18 protein-coding genes are annotated in these 17,172 nt (G+C 41.2%); 14 read left to right on the top strand and 4 right to left on the bottom strand.

Translation table 11 applies throughout. From position 1 onward, the window contains the following. Positions 1–11 precede the first annotated feature (11 nt). Positions 12–569: a YufK family protein gene (locus GPS65_RS02945; RefSeq protein WP_119125301.1), complete on the bottom strand. Its 558-nt coding sequence runs from the start codon at positions 567–569 to the stop codon at positions 12–14. A 185-nt stretch (positions 570–754) separates the two neighbouring features. On the opposite strand from GPS65_RS02945, the gene malK reads away from it, so the two are divergent. From malK to GPS65_RS02980, 7 genes are all read left to right on the top strand, one after another. Next, positions 755–2,356 carry a malate sensor histidine kinase MalK gene (gene malK, locus GPS65_RS02950; protein WP_088000875.1) on the top strand — a complete coding sequence of 534 codons (1,602 nt, stop codon included), beginning with the start codon at positions 755–757 and terminating at the stop codon, positions 2,354–2,356. Continuing rightward, positions 2,349–3,056 (top strand): response regulator, encoded by a 708-nt coding sequence (locus tag GPS65_RS02955; protein WP_012011095.1) that lies wholly within the window; start codon positions 2,349–2,351, stop codon positions 3,054–3,056. Before malK ends, GPS65_RS02955 begins: the two co-directional genes overlap by 8 nt. A 394-nt stretch (positions 3,057–3,450) precedes the next feature. Beyond that, positions 3,451–4,533, top strand: coding sequence for a BMP family lipoprotein (locus GPS65_RS02960; protein WP_012011097.1), 1,083 nt, complete (start codon positions 3,451–3,453; stop codon positions 4,531–4,533). A 159-nt stretch (positions 4,534–4,692) separates the two neighbouring features. Continuing rightward, the gene (locus tag GPS65_RS02965) at positions 4,693–6,228 is read left to right on the top strand and encodes an ABC transporter ATP-binding protein (protein WP_012011098.1); all 1,536 of its coding nucleotides are present in this window, start codon (positions 4,693–4,695) and stop codon (positions 6,226–6,228) included. Beyond that, positions 6,221–7,267, top strand: a complete 1,047-nt coding sequence (locus GPS65_RS02970; RefSeq protein ID WP_003212654.1) for an ABC transporter permease — start codon at positions 6,221–6,223, stop codon at positions 7,265–7,267. Before GPS65_RS02965 ends, GPS65_RS02970 begins: the two co-directional genes overlap by 8 nt. Next, positions 7,268–8,227, top strand: coding sequence for an ABC transporter permease (locus tag GPS65_RS02975; protein ID WP_003213713.1), 960 nt, complete (start codon positions 7,268–7,270; stop codon positions 8,225–8,227). A 175-nt stretch (positions 8,228–8,402) separates the two neighbouring features. After that, positions 8,403–9,740 (top strand): sodium/malate symporter MaeN, encoded by a 1,338-nt coding sequence (locus GPS65_RS02980; RefSeq protein WP_161985337.1) that lies wholly within the window; start codon positions 8,403–8,405, stop codon positions 9,738–9,740. A gap of 71 nt (positions 9,741–9,811) precedes the next feature. On the opposite strand, the gene GPS65_RS02985 is transcribed toward GPS65_RS02980, so the two are convergent. Next, positions 9,812–10,021: a hypothetical protein gene (locus GPS65_RS02985; RefSeq protein WP_012011099.1), complete on the bottom strand. Its 210-nt coding sequence runs from the start codon at positions 10,019–10,021 to the stop codon at positions 9,812–9,814. Between the two features lie 219 nt (positions 10,022–10,240). Here GPS65_RS02985 and GPS65_RS02990 point away from each other — a divergent pair, with 219 nt between their 5' ends. Genes GPS65_RS02990 through mnhG form a run of 7 tightly spaced genes read left to right on the top strand, consistent with a single transcriptional unit; the run spans position 10,241 to position 16,011 of the window. Continuing rightward, the gene (locus GPS65_RS02990) at positions 10,241–12,646 is read left to right on the top strand and encodes a Na+/H+ antiporter subunit A (RefSeq protein WP_119125303.1); all 2,406 of its coding nucleotides are present in this window, start codon (positions 10,241–10,243) and stop codon (positions 12,644–12,646) included. Then, on the top strand, positions 12,643–13,074 hold the full coding sequence (locus GPS65_RS02995) for a Na(+)/H(+) antiporter subunit B (protein ID WP_012011101.1): 432 nt from the start codon (positions 12,643–12,645) through the stop codon (positions 13,072–13,074). Before GPS65_RS02990 ends, GPS65_RS02995 begins: the two co-directional genes overlap by 4 nt. Next, complete coding sequence (locus GPS65_RS03000; RefSeq protein WP_012011102.1) at positions 13,074–13,415, top strand: Na(+)/H(+) antiporter subunit C; 342 nt, start codon at positions 13,074–13,076, stop codon at positions 13,413–13,415. The genes GPS65_RS02995 and GPS65_RS03000 overlap by 1 nt, the downstream gene beginning before the upstream one ends. After that, complete coding sequence (locus tag GPS65_RS03005; RefSeq protein WP_041815889.1) at positions 13,408–14,886, top strand: Na+/H+ antiporter subunit D; 1,479 nt, start codon at positions 13,408–13,410, stop codon at positions 14,884–14,886. The genes GPS65_RS03000 and GPS65_RS03005 overlap by 8 nt, the downstream gene beginning before the upstream one ends. Before the next feature lie 6 nt (positions 14,887–14,892). Then, positions 14,893–15,372: a Na+/H+ antiporter subunit E gene (locus tag GPS65_RS03010; protein WP_012011104.1), complete on the top strand. Its 480-nt coding sequence runs from the start codon at positions 14,893–14,895 to the stop codon at positions 15,370–15,372. Then, entirely contained in the window at positions 15,372–15,653 is a 282-nt protein-coding gene (locus GPS65_RS03015) for a Na(+)/H(+) antiporter subunit F1 (RefSeq protein ID WP_012011105.1), read from the top strand. Before GPS65_RS03010 ends, GPS65_RS03015 begins: the two co-directional genes overlap by 1 nt. Then, the gene (mnhG, locus tag GPS65_RS03020) at positions 15,637–16,011 is read left to right on the top strand and encodes a monovalent cation/H(+) antiporter subunit G (protein ID WP_003213369.1); all 375 of its coding nucleotides are present in this window, start codon (positions 15,637–15,639) and stop codon (positions 16,009–16,011) included. The genes GPS65_RS03015 and mnhG overlap by 17 nt, the downstream gene beginning before the upstream one ends. Before the next feature lie 86 nt (positions 16,012–16,097). On the opposite strand, the gene GPS65_RS03025 is transcribed toward mnhG, so the two are convergent. Beyond that, on the bottom strand, positions 16,098–16,487 hold the full coding sequence (locus tag GPS65_RS03025) for a hotdog fold thioesterase (RefSeq protein ID WP_003213775.1): 390 nt from the start codon (positions 16,485–16,487) through the stop codon (positions 16,098–16,100). Positions 16,488–16,510: 23 nt separating this feature from the next. After that, on the bottom strand, positions 16,511–17,152 hold the full coding sequence (gene comA / locus GPS65_RS03030) for a two-component system response regulator ComA (RefSeq protein WP_161985338.1): 642 nt from the start codon (positions 17,150–17,152) through the stop codon (positions 16,511–16,513). Between the last annotated feature and the right edge of the window lie 20 nt (positions 17,153–17,172).

Consider the following 17,172-nt stretch of genomic DNA (forward strand, 5'->3'; position numbering starts at 1 on the left):
TCTTTGTCTGTTTATGAAGGCAGACTTGCCATAACACTGTTATAAAGCTTAATAAATAAGTACAAAATGCCGATTAAAAACGTGGCCCAAAACAGCAACATAAACATCATAAAACCAATTAAATTCAGCATGGAAAGCGATTGATAAATGCGAACCACAACCCAGATAAAATAGACAAGACCTGCTAAGACAAATAGTCCGACAAGCAGAATCAACTGCTGCGTCAGTAGAAATGCAAGTAAGCCAGCAAATAAATAAACAACGGATGCAATCCGAATTTTCTTTAAGTTCTCCCCTTCAGGATCTTTCGCGAAAAAGAGTAGTGCCAGCTCTAATACCGTATCTGCAATCAGTTTCAAGGCAGATAAAATCATAAAATAAACAAGTGCAAAAGCAGCAAAAAGAGCAAGTCTGATGCCCTGTTCCGAGAAGAATTCCAGCATCCCTTTTAAAATACCTGCTTGATTCAAGAAATCAGTCGTAATCCCTACTGTGAAAATCGAAAAAGCAGAGCTGAATAGTAAAATCGAAATCAGCGGAAAATATCCAGTCAAATATGTATTTTTCATAAATAGATCCTTTCTCATAAGCTCACATTTATTATGGCTCACTTAAAACAGATTGACAAGATGCTTTCAAAGTAAACTGACAGCAAAATCAAATTTGTGATTTTGCACGTACATTCCTTCACAAACTTACATTTTCCCGTTAAAGTATTACTATTACGAAAAAATCGTGCGTTAGGGGTATACTCGTGAAAAAAACTTTAAGACTGCAAACACGTCTGACGATTTTTGTTTGTATTGTTGTCCTGATCTCCCTTTGTATTACTTTCTTTACGATCTGGTCAGAAACAGCGAAGAACATTCATCAGCAGGAACGTGACATCGCCCTCTCCACTGCCAAGATGGTCGCAGAGGCTCCGATCACAGCTAAATCATTAAAAGAAAACCAATCGTATTCAGCACTGCGTCAATATACAACAAGTGTTCAGCGAATCACCAAAACCGAATTCGTTGTCGTAATGGATATGAACGGCATTCGCAAAACCCATCCAAATCCGCAGAAGATCGGAAAACGGTTTGCTGGCGGTGATGAAGAGCCAGCATTACAGGGTAAAGAACATATTAGTACGGCTTCTGGAACACTTGGCAGATCTATGCGTGCTTTTGTCCCGGTTTATGATCAAGATGGAAAGCAGCTCGGGGCTGTGGCAGTAGGGATTACGTTAAAGGAAATTGACTTGATCATTCATCAAAGCTTACTTCCACTCTACTTCGTCACATCGCTCAGTCTTCTTTCTGGAATCATCGGAGCACTCATTGTGGCAAGAAAAGTGAAGAAAATCATGTTTGGACTAGAGCCAGATGAGATTGCTACATTATTAAAAGAACGAAGCGCCATGCTAGAATCAACAAAAGAAGGGATTCTTGCCGTCGATCAGCACGGTAAAATCAAGCTCGCCAATGCTGAAGCGAAACGACTCTTTCATAATATGGGCATTATGGTTGATCCTAGAGAACAAGATGTTCAGGTTCTCCTCCCTTCAAGCGGCTTAAAGCAAGTCATTGATACACGCAAGCCGCTGCTTGACCGCGACGTGAGAATGAACGGACTGGAGCTCGTCTTTAATGAAGTCCCGATTACGGTAAAAGGTGAAATTGTCGGGGCAATCGCCACCTTCCGCGACAAAACAGAAGTCAAACATTTGGCGGAGCAGCTAAGCGGAGTCAAAATGTATGCAAACGCCCTCCGTGCCCAGTCACATGAATTCATGAACAAGCTTCATGTCATTTTAGGATTGGTACAGCTCAAAAACTACGATGACCTTGGCACTTATATCAAAGATATTGCAATCTATCAGCAGACGGAAACAAATGAGATCATCAACCATGTGAAAAACTCTGTTTTAGCAGGATTTTTACTAGGAAAACAAAGCTATATCAGGGAACAAGGCGCGACCTTAGAAGTCATATGCAGCACACAAGTCCCAAATTCAGAGGACCCAGCAGTGACGCATGATCTCATTACCGTCATTGGCAACCTGTTAAATAACGCACTCGATGCGGTTTCTCAAACTGAGACAAAAAACATCTCGATCTCATTCCGATACGTTCAGGAGCAGCTTCATATTGAGATTACAGACACGGGTGTTGGTCTCACAAAAGAAGAACAAGACATCATGTTCGATCAAGGCTTTTCAACGAAAGGACAAGACAGAGGATTCGGTCTCTATTTCGTTGACCAAAGCATCAAAAAATTGAACGGACATCTAATTGTCACGAGTGAAAAAGGAGAAGGAACGACCTTTAGTCTCCGCATTCCGTATAAACAAAAGGAGGATTCACATGATTAATGTGTTAATAGTAGAAGACGACCCAATGGTTGGGGAGCTGAACAAACGCTACCTGACCCAAATTGAGGGCTTTGAATTAAAGGGAATCGCCACCTCTTTTCAGCAGGCACTGGATATGTTAAAAACAGAAGCCATTCACCTCGTATTGCTCGATATTTATATGCCTGGACAAAATGGACTGGCATTATTATCAGAAATTCGCAAACAAAATCATTCGGTTGATGTCATTGTCATTTCAGCTGCAAATGAAGTCGACGTGGTCCAGCAAACGATGCGAAACGGAGCCGTTGATTATTTAATCAAGCCATTTGAGTTTGAACGTTTCCAATCGGCACTCTCAGAATATAAACGGAAACACGCCTTGTACCAAACGATGAACAGCATCTCGCAAAATGATTTAGATGCGAAGCTCTTTCATAAAAAAGCAGAGACGGAAAAAGTCCTTCTGCCAAAAGGCCTGACCAAAAGCACACTCAAACTCATCTGGACAAGTATTCAGTCATTCGGTCATCAGGCTTTCACGACCGAAGACCTAGCGAATCATACAGAAATCTCTCAAGTCTCCATTAGAAAATACTTGAAATTCCTTGAGGACATCGAAGTAGTTGATGTTGAAATGGCATACGGGACCATTGGACGTCCTGTTTTCCAATATAAACTCAGTACAACAAATATGAATTTAATTCAGCAATATCTATAATTTGACACATCTGACCTTGTACAGAGGCCAGATGTTTTTTTATGGAACACGATGTGACAAACCCCTTGATATCAGTGGTTCCACTGTAGTAGAGCACATCACAAAAGCGGCATTATATCATATTTCAGCACATAAAAAGACATTGAATTTCGCCTTTTAACATTTTTTTAAAAATAAAACAAATTTCTATTTATTTATTCGATTGGAAATGATAAATTATGATTGATTAGTTCAACGAGATATAAGTCTGATGTCTTACATCTTCTCTCCTGCCATCCATAAGTTTCAGGAGAAAGCAGGATAAAATACCCTATTCAGACGGGTGAGAAGAGGTAGATCGGTCTTTTTTCGCGAGACTTTTCTGAAACTTTTAAATTTTATAGGGGGTTATGTTTTGAAGAAGCGCAAAATTGGACTAGCATTGTCCTTAGTCGTAGCAGCAGGAACCATCCTTGGAGCATGCGGCAACTCTGGCTCAAACAGCGGTGAAAACAAAAAAGATAAAGATCAATTCACTGTTGCAATGGTAACTGATGTCGGTGGTGTCGATGACAAATCGTTTAACCAATCAGCTTGGGAAGGTTTACAAGCATTTGGAAAAGACAACAATCTTAAAAAAGGTAAAAACGGCTTTGATTACTTACAATCTAAATCAGACGCTGACTATACAACAAACTTAAACACTCTTGCTCGTGAGAAATTCGATTTGATTTACGGAATTGGTTTCTTAATGGAAGATGCTATATCTGAAATTGCAGACCAACGTAAGAAAAACCACTTTGCTATCGTTGATGCAGTCGTGAAAAAAGACAACGTAGCTAGCATTGTATTCAACGAAAACGAAGGATCATTCCTTGTGGGTGTTGCGGCTGCTCTTTCTACAAAATCAAACAAAATTGGTTTTGTTGGCGGTGTTGATTCTGAATTAGTCAGAAAATTCGAAGTCGGTTTCCGTGCAGGCGTTGAAGCAGCTAACCCGAAAGCAAAAGTAGAAGTGAAATATGCAGGTGCATTCGATAAAGCAGACATCGGGAAAGCAACAGCTGAAAGCATGTACAAATCTGGCGTTGACATCATCTATCATGCAGCTGGCGGCACTGGAACTGGTGTCTTCACAGAAGCGAAAAACCTGAAAAAAGCGGATCCTAACCGTAAAGTTTGGGTCATCGGTGTAGATAAAGACCAGTATGACGAAGGAAAAGTACCTGGAACAAAACAAAGTGTCACGCTTACTTCTATGGTGAAGAAAGTCGACACAGCGGTACAAGACTTAACAACGAAAGCAAAAGATGGTAAGTTCCCTGGCGGCGAAGTGATCACATACGGTCTGAAAGAAGGCGCTCTTGACATTTCTCCATCTCAGGAAAACCTTAGTAAAGATGTATTAAAGAAAGTGGAAGAATGGAAACAAAAAATCATCAAGGGTGAAATTAAAATCCCTGCAACACGTGATGAACTAAAAGATTTTAAAGCTTAATTTGAGCATCGGGATAAGCGCGTCTTATCCCCTTGTTTCTTCTTTACCTCCTCTTTATTCGTAAAAGGTGGTAAAAGAAAAGCTGCAGCCTCGTTTTGCAGCTTTTCTTTTGCTAGTTTTTATCTTCATCAGCACCCTAAAAAAGGAGCGGTTAAACCTGTGGATTATGTCATTGAAATGTTGAATATACGCAAAGAATTCCCTGGCATTGTAGCAAACGACAACATTACGCTGCAGCTAAAAAAGGGCGAAATTCATGCGCTGCTTGGTGAAAACGGCGCTGGAAAATCAACGCTCATGAACGTGCTTTTCGGTCTTTACCAGCCTGAAAAAGGTGAAATCAAGGTTCATGGAAAACCTGTGACCATCTCTAGCCCGAATGATGCAAGTGATTTAGGCATCGGTATGGTGCATCAACACTTTATGCTTGTCGATACCTTCACCGTCGCTGAAAACATCATTTTAGGAAAAGAGCCCAAGAAATTTGGAAAGATCGACAAAGAACAAGCCATACAGCAAGTACAAGAGCTTTCTGACCGCTATGGCTTAAAAATAGACCCTGCCGCAAAAGTATCTGACATCTCAGTTGGTATGCAGCAGCGTGCAGAAATTTTAAAAACACTTTATCGCGGCGCTGATATTTTGATCTTCGACGAACCAACAGCCGTCTTAACACCTCAAGAAATTAAAGAACTCATACAAATTATGAAAAACTTAATCAATGAAGGAAAATCCATTATTTTAATTACGCATAAACTGAAAGAAATTATGGATGCCTGTCACCGCGTCACCATTATTCGAAAAGGCCAAGGCATTCGCACACTTGATGTGGAAAGCACAAACAAAGATGAGCTTGCAAGCCTCATGGTCGGTCGTGAAGTTTCATTTAAGACAGACAAAAAAGAAGCCGCTCCTGCTGAGGAAGTACTTCACATTCAAGATCTTACTGTAAAAGACGCGCGAGGTATTGAAGCGGTGAAACATCTCAACCTCTCAGTAAAGGCTGGAGAAATAGTCGGTATCGCTGGAGTCGATGGCAATGGTCAATCTGAATTAATTGAAGCCATTACTGGTTTAAAAAAGTCAGAGGCTGGCACGATCATGCTAAACGGGAAAGCCATTCAAAATCTTCCGCCTCGTAAGGTGACCGAATCTGGAATTGGACATATTCCTCAAGACCGTCATAAACACGGACTAGTGCTTGATTTTTCAATAGGAGAAAATATTTCCTTACAAACGTATTATCAGCGTCCATACTCAAAATTCGGTTTGATGAATATGAAAAATATTTACCAAAAGGCAAAGCGGATCATTGCCGAGTATGATGTCAGAACACCGAGTGAATATACAGAGGCGCGCGCCCTATCAGGCGGGAATCAGCAAAAAGCTATTATTGGCCGTGAAGTTGACCGCAATCCTGATTTATTAATTGCCGCTCAGCCGACACGTGGACTTGATGTTGGTGCGATTGAATTTGTCCATAAGCGCCTCATTGAGCAAAGAGACACAGGCAAAGCCGTCCTGCTCATCTCATTTGAGCTTGATGAAATTATCAATGTCAGTGATAAAATTGCAGTTATTTTTGAAGGCAGCATTATTGCCATCGTTGATCCAAAAGAAACAACAGAGCAAGAACTTGGTCTATTAATGGCTGGAAGTACGCAACAGGAAGTGGGGAAAGAAGCAAATGTCTAATCGCTTAACAAATCTGCTCATTCCGCTTATAGCCATCGTACTTGGTCTTTTTGTTGGGGCCATTATTATGCTGGCAAGCGGTTATAGTGTCATCGAAGGCTATGGCGCCCTTTGGAATGGCGTCTTCGGTGAAACCTATTATATGGGAGAAACCATCAGACAAGTGACACCTTACATATTATCAGGACTTGCTGTTGCTTTTGCATTTCGGACAGGTCTCTTTAATATCGGTGTAGAAGGTCAAATGCTCATTGGCTGGGTAGCTGCTGTATGGATCGGTACAACTGTCCATGCACCTATGTACATCCATCTGCCGCTTGCACTTATCACCGCAGCTGCTGCTGGTGCATTATGGGGCTTTATTCCCGGGTTTTTAAAGGCTCGTTTTTATGTTCATGAAGTGATTGTCACGATCATGATGAACTACATTGCCCTTCATGTGACAAACTATTTGATCTCAAATGTCTTAACGAATAATAAAGATAAAACAGAAAAAATCGATGCCACTGCCTCACTTCGCTCTGGTTTCTTTGAACAAATCACCGATTTCTCCCGGATGCATAATGGTATTTTTGTCGCCATTATCGCTGCAGTCGTGATGTGGGTCATTATTCAAAAAACCTCTAAAGGCTTTGAATTGCGGGCTGTTGGAATGAACCAGCAGGCATCCCATTATGCCGGTATGAACGTTCGCCGCAATATCATTTATGCGATGCTCATTTCAGGTGCTTTTGCAGGTCTTGCAGGCGCTATGGAAGGTCTTGGTACATTTGAATATGCTTCAATTAAAGGCTCGTTTACCGGTGTAGGATTTGATGGAATCGCTGTCGCTTTATTAGGTGGAAACACTGCTGTTGGTGTTGTTCTTGCGGCACTGCTGCTTGGTGGATTGAAAGTCGGTGCTTTAAATATGCCGCTTGAATCTGGCGTACCGACTGAGGTCGTTGATATTGTCATTGCGATCATTATTCTTTTCGTCGCCTCAAGCTATATTATCCGTCTTGTGATGAACCAAATGAAGAAAAAGGGGGGAAAATAAGTGGGATTTCTGCAAATTCTTGAAATCATCGTCCCGGCAACACTTGTCTATGCTGCACCACTTATTTTAACCGCTCTTGGAGGCGTCTTTTCAGAAAGATCAGGTGTTGTGAATATCGGTCTTGAAGGTTTGATGGTCGTCGGAGCATTTTCCAGTATTATCTTTAACTTGTTTTTTGCTGATACGTTTGGTGCCTTGACCCCGTGGCTTGGGCTCCTCGTCGGAATGGCGATTGGCGGATTGTTCTCTTTGATTCATGCTGTTGCGACCATTACATTCCGTGCTGATCAAACGGTTAGTGGTGTTGCAATTAACATGCTGGCACTTGGCGCTACGCTGTTTGTCGTGAAACTGATTTATGGGAAAGCTCAAACAGATAAAATTACAGAACCTTTCTATAAAGGTGATATTCCCCTTTTAAGTGACATTCCGATTATTGGCGATATTTTCTTTAAAGATGTTTATTATACGTCCATACTCGCTTTAGCGCTTGCGGTTGTTGCTTGGTTTGTTTTATTTAAAATGCCTTTTGGTCTTCGTCTTCGTGCAGTCGGAGAACATCCAATGGCTGCTGATACAATGGGAATCAAAGTGTACCGGATGCGCTATATCGGCGTCTTTATTAGTGGACTATTTGGTGGGCTTGGCGGAGCTGTTTATGCGTCAACCATCGCGCTTGATTTCTCACATGCGACCATTACTGGACAAGGATTTATTGCACTAGCCGCACTTGTCTTCGGTAAATGGCACCCATTCGGCGCTATGGGCGCTGCTTTATTCTTTGGATTTGCTCAAAGTTTAAGTATTATTGGCTCTCTCCTGCCGCTATTCCAAGATATACCGAACGTGTATATGCTCATTGCACCATATGTGCTGACCATCTTAGCACTTACTGGTTTCATCGGAAGGGCAGATGCACCGAAAGCACTTGGGACACCTTATTTAAAAGGAAAACGATAATTACGATGTATGATCAATCCCCTGAAGGATAAACTACCTTCAGGGGATTTTTGTATGATAAAAACATAAAAACTCCTGTTTATTTTACTTTTATTACACTTAATTTAGTTTAATAAATAGATGAGTGTCACAGAATCTTCTACAATTGAGACAAATAGCATTTGGGGGTGTTTATGTGGCTAATACACAACAATTGAAATCGATTACAGACGATTCTGACAATAATAAAAGCGTTTTCCGTAAGATCATGTCTTGGAAAATTGGTGTTATTGACTTACCTGTGTATTTAGTACTTGCAGCGATTATTTTAACTGCCGCTTATTTTAATAAAATTCCAGCTAATATGCTTGGTGGTTTCGCTGTTATTATGATTTTGGGGATTTTCCTTGGAGATATAGGACAACGTATTCCAATATTAAAAGATATTGGTGGACCGGCGATTCTTTCTTTATTCGTACCATCGTTCCTGGTCTTTTTTCATGTTCTGAATCCGAACTCGTTGGAAGCGGTTACGTCTCTTATGAAAACGTCGAACTTCCTTTACTTCTATATTTCTGCTCTTGTAGTAGGTAGTATTCTTGGGATGCAACGTACTGTTTTAGTACAAGGCCTTATTCGTATGTTTGTTCCTCTTGTTGCAGGAACAATTGCAGCTGTGACTGCCGGAATTCTTGTTGGTCTTTTAGTTGGTTACACACCGCATCATTCGTTCTTCTTTATTATTGTTCCAATTATTGCTGGTGGTGTTGGAGAAGGGATTTTGCCATTATCTATTGCTTATTCACAAATTCTTGGTGTATCAGCAGAGTCATTAATTTCTCAATTAATTCCTGCTGCCGTCATTGGGAACGTCATTGCCATTATCTGTGCTGGCGCAATGAAGAAGCTTGGTGAAAAACGTCCTGAACTAAACGGGAATGGTCGTCTTGTCAAATCTAAAGAAGCAAATGAAATTTTTGAACAGCCTGATATGAATCCAAAAGTTGATTTTGGGTTAATGGGTGCTGGTGTACTTGTTGCTTGTACAACGTTCATTTTTGGTGGTTTATTAGAAAGCTTTGTTCATATTCCAGGTCCAATCTTAATGATTATCCTTGCCGCTTTAATCAAATACTTAAACGTGATGCCTCAGCATTTGCAAGATGGCTCACAGCAGTTCTACAAGTTTGTATCAAGAAGCTTTACATGGCCGCTTATGGTCGGTCTAGGGATTCTATACATTCCACTTGATGATGTAGCAACAGTGATTTCTATTCCATTCGTTTGTGTATGTATCGCTGTCGTTCTTGGAATGGTAGGTTCTGGTTACTTCGTTGGGAAATTGATGAACATGTACCCAGTAGAATCTGCGATTGTGACAGGCTGTCACAGTGGACTTGGCGGTACTGGTGACGTTGCGATCCTTTCAGCTTCTGGAAGAATGGGTCTTATGCCTTTCGCACAAGTTTCTACACGTCTTGGCGGAGCAGCAACTGTGATCTGTGCAACAATCTTACTTAGAATGTTTACTTAATCAAACAATAAAAAGCATGGGCTCTATTATGGGCACATGCTTTTTTTATATTTCTTTTCTCCTATAAGGATTTATTCTTCAGCAGAAACTACGCGTATATATTCTCTTGGCTGAAATGGATATTGTCGTGCTTCTTGATAGGTCATATAGAGAAGATGTTCTGAAAACAACGGCCATTCACTTTCCGCCTGCCACCTTTTTTGATCATTTCGTTCTATGAAGAATGCTCCTCCTAAAATCGTGCAGAATATGCTTAAGCTGATGCCCGCTTTTAGTTTCATGTAATCAGCTCCTTTAAGAAAAGCATGTACGAAATACAAAACAATATACATTGAGTTTAATTTTTGATAAAATATTTTTTGTGGTCAAAAGAACTCAAAACAAATACAGTTTGCTGTAATTCAGTTCAAACCAATGCACTATGTCTGTATTTACGCTATAATTTTATTTACCAGTTCTTTAGAACGTGAATTTATATTGATTGAAGGAGGTTTATTTTCTTGCAGCTTATTCACTTCGCCATCCTATCGCCTTTTTTGCTTGCGTTTGTTGTGCCTTTTCTTTTTAAATACGTAAAGCGTATACATACAGGGTGGTTTGTTCTTATCTTGCCTATTTTATTATTTAGCTATTTTGTCCAAATGATGACGATGACATCAAATGGACGAACGTTATTTTCACAGGTAGAGTGGATTCCTTCTCTAGGGATGAATTTCACTGTGTATGTAGACGGTCTTAGTTTGTTATTTGCGCTATTGATTACAGGTATTGGTGCACTTGTCGTCTTGTACAGTATTTTCTACTTATCGAAGGAAAAAGAACAACTCGGCTCTTTTTATACGTATTTGTTAATGTTTATGACCGCTATGCTCGGTGTCGTTCTATCTGACAATATGGTGGTTCTTTACTTGTTTTGGGAGCTGACAAGTATCTCTTCTTTTCTACTTATTGGATATTGGTATAAACGGGATCGCTCACGTTATGGAGCGACAAAATCACTGCTGATTACCGTTTTTGGCGGATTGGCTATGCTCGGTGGTTTTATCCTCCTCTATCTGATTACTGATTCATTTAGTATTCGTGAAGCAGTTAATCAGCTTCAGCTCATTATGGCATCACCTTACTTTATCCCTGCCATGATCCTGATCTTACTAGGTGCCTTTACAAAATCAGCGCAGTTCCCATTTTATATCTGGCTGCCTGATGCAATGGAAGCACCTACCCCTGTGAGCAGTTATTTACATTCTGCCACAATGGTAAAAGCCGGTATCTACCTTGTAGCCCGCTTTAGTCCCATCTTTGCTATATCAGAGGTTTGGTTTTGGACCATATCCATCGTTGGACTTGTGACGTTATTTTGGGGATCATTCCACGCTGTTCGTCAAAACGATTTAAAAGCCATCCTCGCCTTTTCTACCGTTAGTCAGCTCGGGATGATTATGCTTATGCTTGGTGTTGGAGCAGCTGCAATCCATGAAAATGAACCCGCCTATTTCGGCGCGGCCGTTCTCGCTGCGATTTTCCATTTAATTAATCATGCCACGTTTAAAGGCAGTCTCTTTATGGCGGCTGGTATCATTGATCACGAAACCGGCACTCGGGACATTCGGAAGTTAGGCGGTTTAATGACCATTATGCCGATTACCTTTACGATTACGTTAATCGGTACATTTTCAATGGCTGGTCTCCCGCCATTTAATGGTTTCTTAAGTAAAGAGCTGTTTTTCACAAGTATGATACGCATTTCTGAAATCAGCTTTACAGACATTTCGACATGGGGCGCTATTTTTCCAGCAATTGCTTGGCTCGCTAGTGTCTTTACGTTCATTTACAGTATGATGCTTCTCTTTAAAACATTTAGAGGCAATCTTCAGTTAGATCAATTAGAGAAAAAGCCGCATGAAGCACCGATTGGTATGCTCATCCCGCCAATTATCCTTGCTGCACTTGTGGTCACCTTTTTCTTCTTCCCAAATATTCTAGCTTATTCTGTCATTGAACCTGCAATTGCAGCCATTATTCCAGATGCGATTGATCCAGGAAAACGGTTTGTTGTCAAAATTGAAGCATGGCACGGTTTTCAGCCAGAGCTCTATATGACAATGGGTGTTGTCGCTTTAGGAATTATCGGATATTTGACGTTGTCAAAATGGCGTCCGATATATAATATATTCAAGAAAAAATGGTCATTTAACTCCTTATATGATCGCTCACTTATAGGCTTAGAAAAAGGCTCCTATCGTCTAACAAGCAGCTATATGACCGGTTTCCTTCGTGATTACCTTGTCTATGTGTTTGGGTTCATGATTATCGTGCTTGGGGGCGTAATGTTTTATCAGAATGCCTTTTCATTTAATATGAAGAATGCTGCTCCAATCGGCACGTATGAGGTCATTCTCTCATTAGTGATGATAGCAGCAACCCTCACGACTGTGTTTGCTCGTTCTCGCTTAACAGCCATTATCGGATTAGGTGTCATGGGGTACACACTGTCACTATTTTTTGTTATTTTCAGGGCACCTGATCTTGCCCTCACCCAGTTAATTATTGAAACAATTTCTGTTGCACTGTTTTTACTTTGCTTCTACCACTTGCCACAACTGAGCATGAAGCAAAAAACGAGGAAATTTAAAATGACCAATCTCATCATTTCAGTAGGTGTTGGCGTCATTGTGACATGCCTTGCTTTCGCTTCCACAAGCAATCAGTCACTTGATACGATTGCGTCTTACTTTATTGAAAACAGCTACAAGCTTGCAGGCGGAAACAATATTGTCAATGTCATCCTTGTTGATTTCAGGGGCTTTGATACAATGTTTGAAATTACCGTGCTGGCGATTGCGGCACTCGGTATTTATGGATTATTAAAGACACAAGGAAAACGGAAGAGAGGAGTGCGCCGATGAGAAAAATTGATACGAATGATATGCTTTTACAAGTCACAACCAAAATCACTGCATTCATCATCCTGCTCTTCTCCCTTCACCTGTTTCTTGCGGGACATAATAATCCAGGCGGAGGATTTATTGGCGGATTAATGAGTGCCAGTGCTGTCGTCCTTCTGCTCTTAGCCTACGATCTGAAGACAGTTAGACGCATTCTGCCGTTCAACTTTATCTATGTTGCCGGGACTGGGCTTCTCATCGCAATCCTGACAGGTATGGGATCATTTCTATTCGGTGCACCTTTTCTATCCCATGCATTTGGTTATTTCCAACTGCCGTTTTTAGGAAAGACAGAACTGGCGACAGCCGTACTGTTTGATATCGGTGTCTATCTGGTTGTTGTCGGTGTCACCATGACCATTATTCAAACGATTGGAGAGAAGGAATAATGGAATTTCTAATGTCTATTATCGTCGGTATTATTTTTATGACGGCGACCTATTTGATGCTTTCAAAAAGCCTACTGCGGGTCATCGTCGGCACTGCTGTTTTAAGTCACGGCGTCCATTTGCTTCTTTTAACAATGGGTGGCTTAAAAAAAGGAGCTCCACCCATTTTAACTAAGGGGCTCACATCCTATGTAGACCCATTACCACAAGCATTAATTTTAACAGCCATTGTCATTGCTTTTGGTGTGACATCCTTTTTACTTGTCATGGCCTTCCGTGCCTTCCAAGAGCTACGAACAGATGACATGGATCAAATGAGAGGAAATGATCAGCATGAATAATCTCGTGATCCTGCCAATTTTAATACCATTATTAGCTGCTACACTATTGATCTTTATGAATAAGAACATCCTGCTCTCAAGAGGCTTTAGTGTGTTTGCTTCACTCTCAGCCATTGTCTGCAATGTGTATTTAGTCCAAACCATCTTTACTAGCGGGATTCAAACCCTCTATTTAGGAGGTTGGAAAGCACCATTTGGGATTGCCCTTGTAGCCGATCAATTTGCTGCGCTCCTTGTACTGACCGCTTCCGTCGTCGGGCTAGTGACAGTTCTTTTCTCCTTTCAAACGATTGGGAAGGAAAAGGAGCGGCTGTTCTATTACTCTGGCGTGCAATTTTTGTTAGCTGGCGTAAGTGGTGCCTTCTTAACAGGTGATATTTTCAACCTGTTTGTATTCTTTGAACTGCTGCTAATGGCATCATACATGCTCATTGTGCTGGGTGGATCAAAACCGCAGCTTCGAGAATCGCTCAAATACATTGTATTTAATATCATCTCATCGGCTTTATTTATCGTCGGTGTCGCTTGTTTATATGCAGTCACTGGTACACTGAATATGGCTGATTTAAGTGTAAAGATTGCTGAATCAGGGCAAACAGGATTAATCACTGTTATTTCCATTCTGTTCATGATTGTATTTGGCTTAAAAGCTGGAATCTTCCCGCTTTATTTCTGGCTGCCAGGATCATATCATGCACCGCCAGCGGCGATTTCCGCTCTATTTGGTGCTTTGCTCACAAAGGTTGGCTTATATGCGATTGCCAGAGTCTTTACATTAATTTTTATACACGATACAGGGTTCACCCATACACTTATGGCGTGGCTAGCCGCACTGACGGTGATATTTGGTGTGATAGGCTCACTCGCCTATTCCGATGTGCAAAAGATAGTGATCTATAACATTGTCACAGCCGTTGGGGTCATTTTGTTTGGCATTGCAGCCAATACACCCGCCTCACTCCAAGGTGCCATTTACTATCTCATTCATGACATGGTGATCAAAGGCGCTTTATTTATGCTGGCAGGTGCACTATTTGTGTATGCTGGCACAAATCACTTGAAAAAGATGGGCGGACTGATTCAATCTAAGCCCTTACTAGGGTGGATGTTTTTCATATCGGCTTTATCTCTAGCAGGTATCCCACCTCTGAGTGGGTTTGTTGGAAAGTTAAAGATTGTAGAAGGCGGCTTTTCTGCTGGTTACATGACCTTTTCTATCCTTGTCTTACTGTCCAGCCTTCTTGTCCTTTATTCCATTATGAGGATTTTCACGCTCGCATTTTGGGGCGAGGAACAAGATACGAGAAGAAGGAAACCGTCGATTAAAGGAATGGTGTACCCTGGCGTAATGCTTGTGATCTTGTCACTTGCCATTGGGTTAGGGACAGAATTCATTTCCCCTTATATTAATCAAGCTGCGGAAATGCTCTCAACACCAGAAAAATATATTCAAGCTGTGCTGAAGGAGTAGATGAACATGGCCTTTCAAATATTATTAAACGCTCTCCTCGCCTTTACCTGGATGTTTATGAATGATACATACAGAGCAGCAGACTTTGTATCAGGCTTTGTACTAGGGATGGTCGCCATTTTTATGCTTCGGCGATTTTTCCCTCAGCGTTTTTACGGCTATGCCCTTTATGCAATTTTTAAGCTCGTCTTGATATTTATTCGGGAGTTGCTTCTTGCCAATTTAAGTGTATTAAAGACTGTATTGTCTCCAAAGCTCACCATTAAGCCCGGTATTTTCGCTTTTCGTACGGACTTGAAAACGGATTGGGAAATTAGCATCCTTTCTAACATGATTACATTGACACCAGGTACGCTGGTCATAGATATTTCTGATGATCGGTCGATTTTATACATTCATGCAATGGATATTGAAGATGCAGAAAAAGCCATTCATGATATTCGGGTTTCATTTGAAAAAGCGATTCAGGAGGTGAGTGGTAAGTAATGGAGATCATCTTACAAATTTCACTTGGGATTCTTGCCCTGTCCACCCTTCTGTTTGTTATAAGAGTGATCAAAGGTCCCTCTATCCCTGACCGTGTAAGTGCACTTGATGCGATAGGAATCAATTTAATTGGAATGACAGCCATCGTTTCCATTTTGCTGAAAACGACAACGTTCTTTGAAATTATTTTACTGCTCGGTATCCTTGCATTTATCGGCACTGTCGCTTTTTCCAAATTCCTTGAGAAAGGGGAAGTGATTGAAAATGATCGTCATCGCTAAAGCTATAGTCATTTTCTTCATTCTGCTTGGCGCCATCCTTTGTCTTATTTCAGCCATTGGTGTTCTTCGCCTGCCGGATGTTTATACACGGATGCATGCTGCATCCAAAGCATCGACACTTGGTGTTGTCCTCATATTAGTTGGGGTGTTCTTTCACGAATGGTTTCTTGCAGGCATTATTTCTGCGAAGATTCTACTTGGGATTGTCTTTATCTTTTTAACAGCTCCGGTCGGTGCACACTTGATTGGAAGAGCCGCCTACAATACTGGAGTCAAGATGGACAAACGAAGTGTACAAGATGATTATGGCGGTTTTCGTAACTTCGTGATTAAACGAAAAGAAGACTCGTACTTATAAAACGAAAGAAGCTCCTCACATGCGAGGAGCTTCTTTTTATGAATGGAATCCAACTAAAAAAAGCTTCCGCTGCACCGGGAGCTTTTTTATATGCGATCAATGACTGCAAGTGTGCATCTTGACGTACAGATGTGCCGGTCTCGATCATCTTTAATATCAATTTGAAATACCATTGTACGGCGCCCTACATGTACAGGAACAGCCGTCGCTGTCACTACTCCATCACGTACAGATTTTAAGTGATTGGCATTGATTTCAATCCCTGAGCAAACTTGCTGAGTTAAGTCTAAATGAGCCGCAGCCCCCATGCTTGCCACTGTTTCTGCTAGAGCAGCAGATGCACCTCCGTGCAGCAGTCCAAAAGGCTGTTTTGTTCTGTGGTCGACTGGCATTGTCGCTACGCACCTAGACTCATTACACTCTACAATCTCAATCCCCAGTGCCTCAAGCAGTGTATTTGATCCACTCACTTCCATCAGGGTTCTCTCCCTTCACACGTTTACAGCACACTTTCAGATTTTGCAATTAACACCGCTTCGGTTCGAGAGCCAACATTCAGCTTATTAAAGATGGACGTCAAGCTGTATTCAATCGAGCGTTTGCTCAAATGTAGCACGTCAGCAATCTCTTGGTTCGTGTATCCTTTTTCCACTTCTCTCAGGATGAGACACTCTCGCTCTGTTAACAACTCGTGATCGGTCTCCTGCGCCTGTTCTGGCTTTTCTTGCTGCTGTGAAATTAATTTCTTTAAATAGGATAGCTGAATGACAACTTCTCCTTGCAATGTGCGGTGTATGTATTCAATAATTTTGCCTTTTGTCTCTGTTTTACTAATTGCACCGTGCAATCCAGCCCGAATGGCCTCTTCAAAATAATCATCAACTTCATACCCTGTATAAATGATGATTTTCACTTGTTGGTTGGTTTCTAGAATTTGTTTCGCAATGTCCATTCCATTGATATCCCCGAGATTTAAATCCATCAAAATCACATCATAGATGGAAAAGTCATGCGTCTTTAAAAAGGCGGCTTCTGCATCAGGACTTAAACAATCGACTGATAGCTGCTGATCTGATTCTAAAATGCTTTTTGTCCCTTCCATGACAGCCGGATGATCATCAATGACCAATATCTTCTTCATGTCTTCCTCCCTTTAAATCA

It is taken from the genome of Bacillus pumilus, from assembly GCF_009937765.1.
GTDB classification, from domain to species: Bacteria; Bacillota; Bacilli; order Bacillales; family Bacillaceae; genus Bacillus; species Bacillus pumilus_O.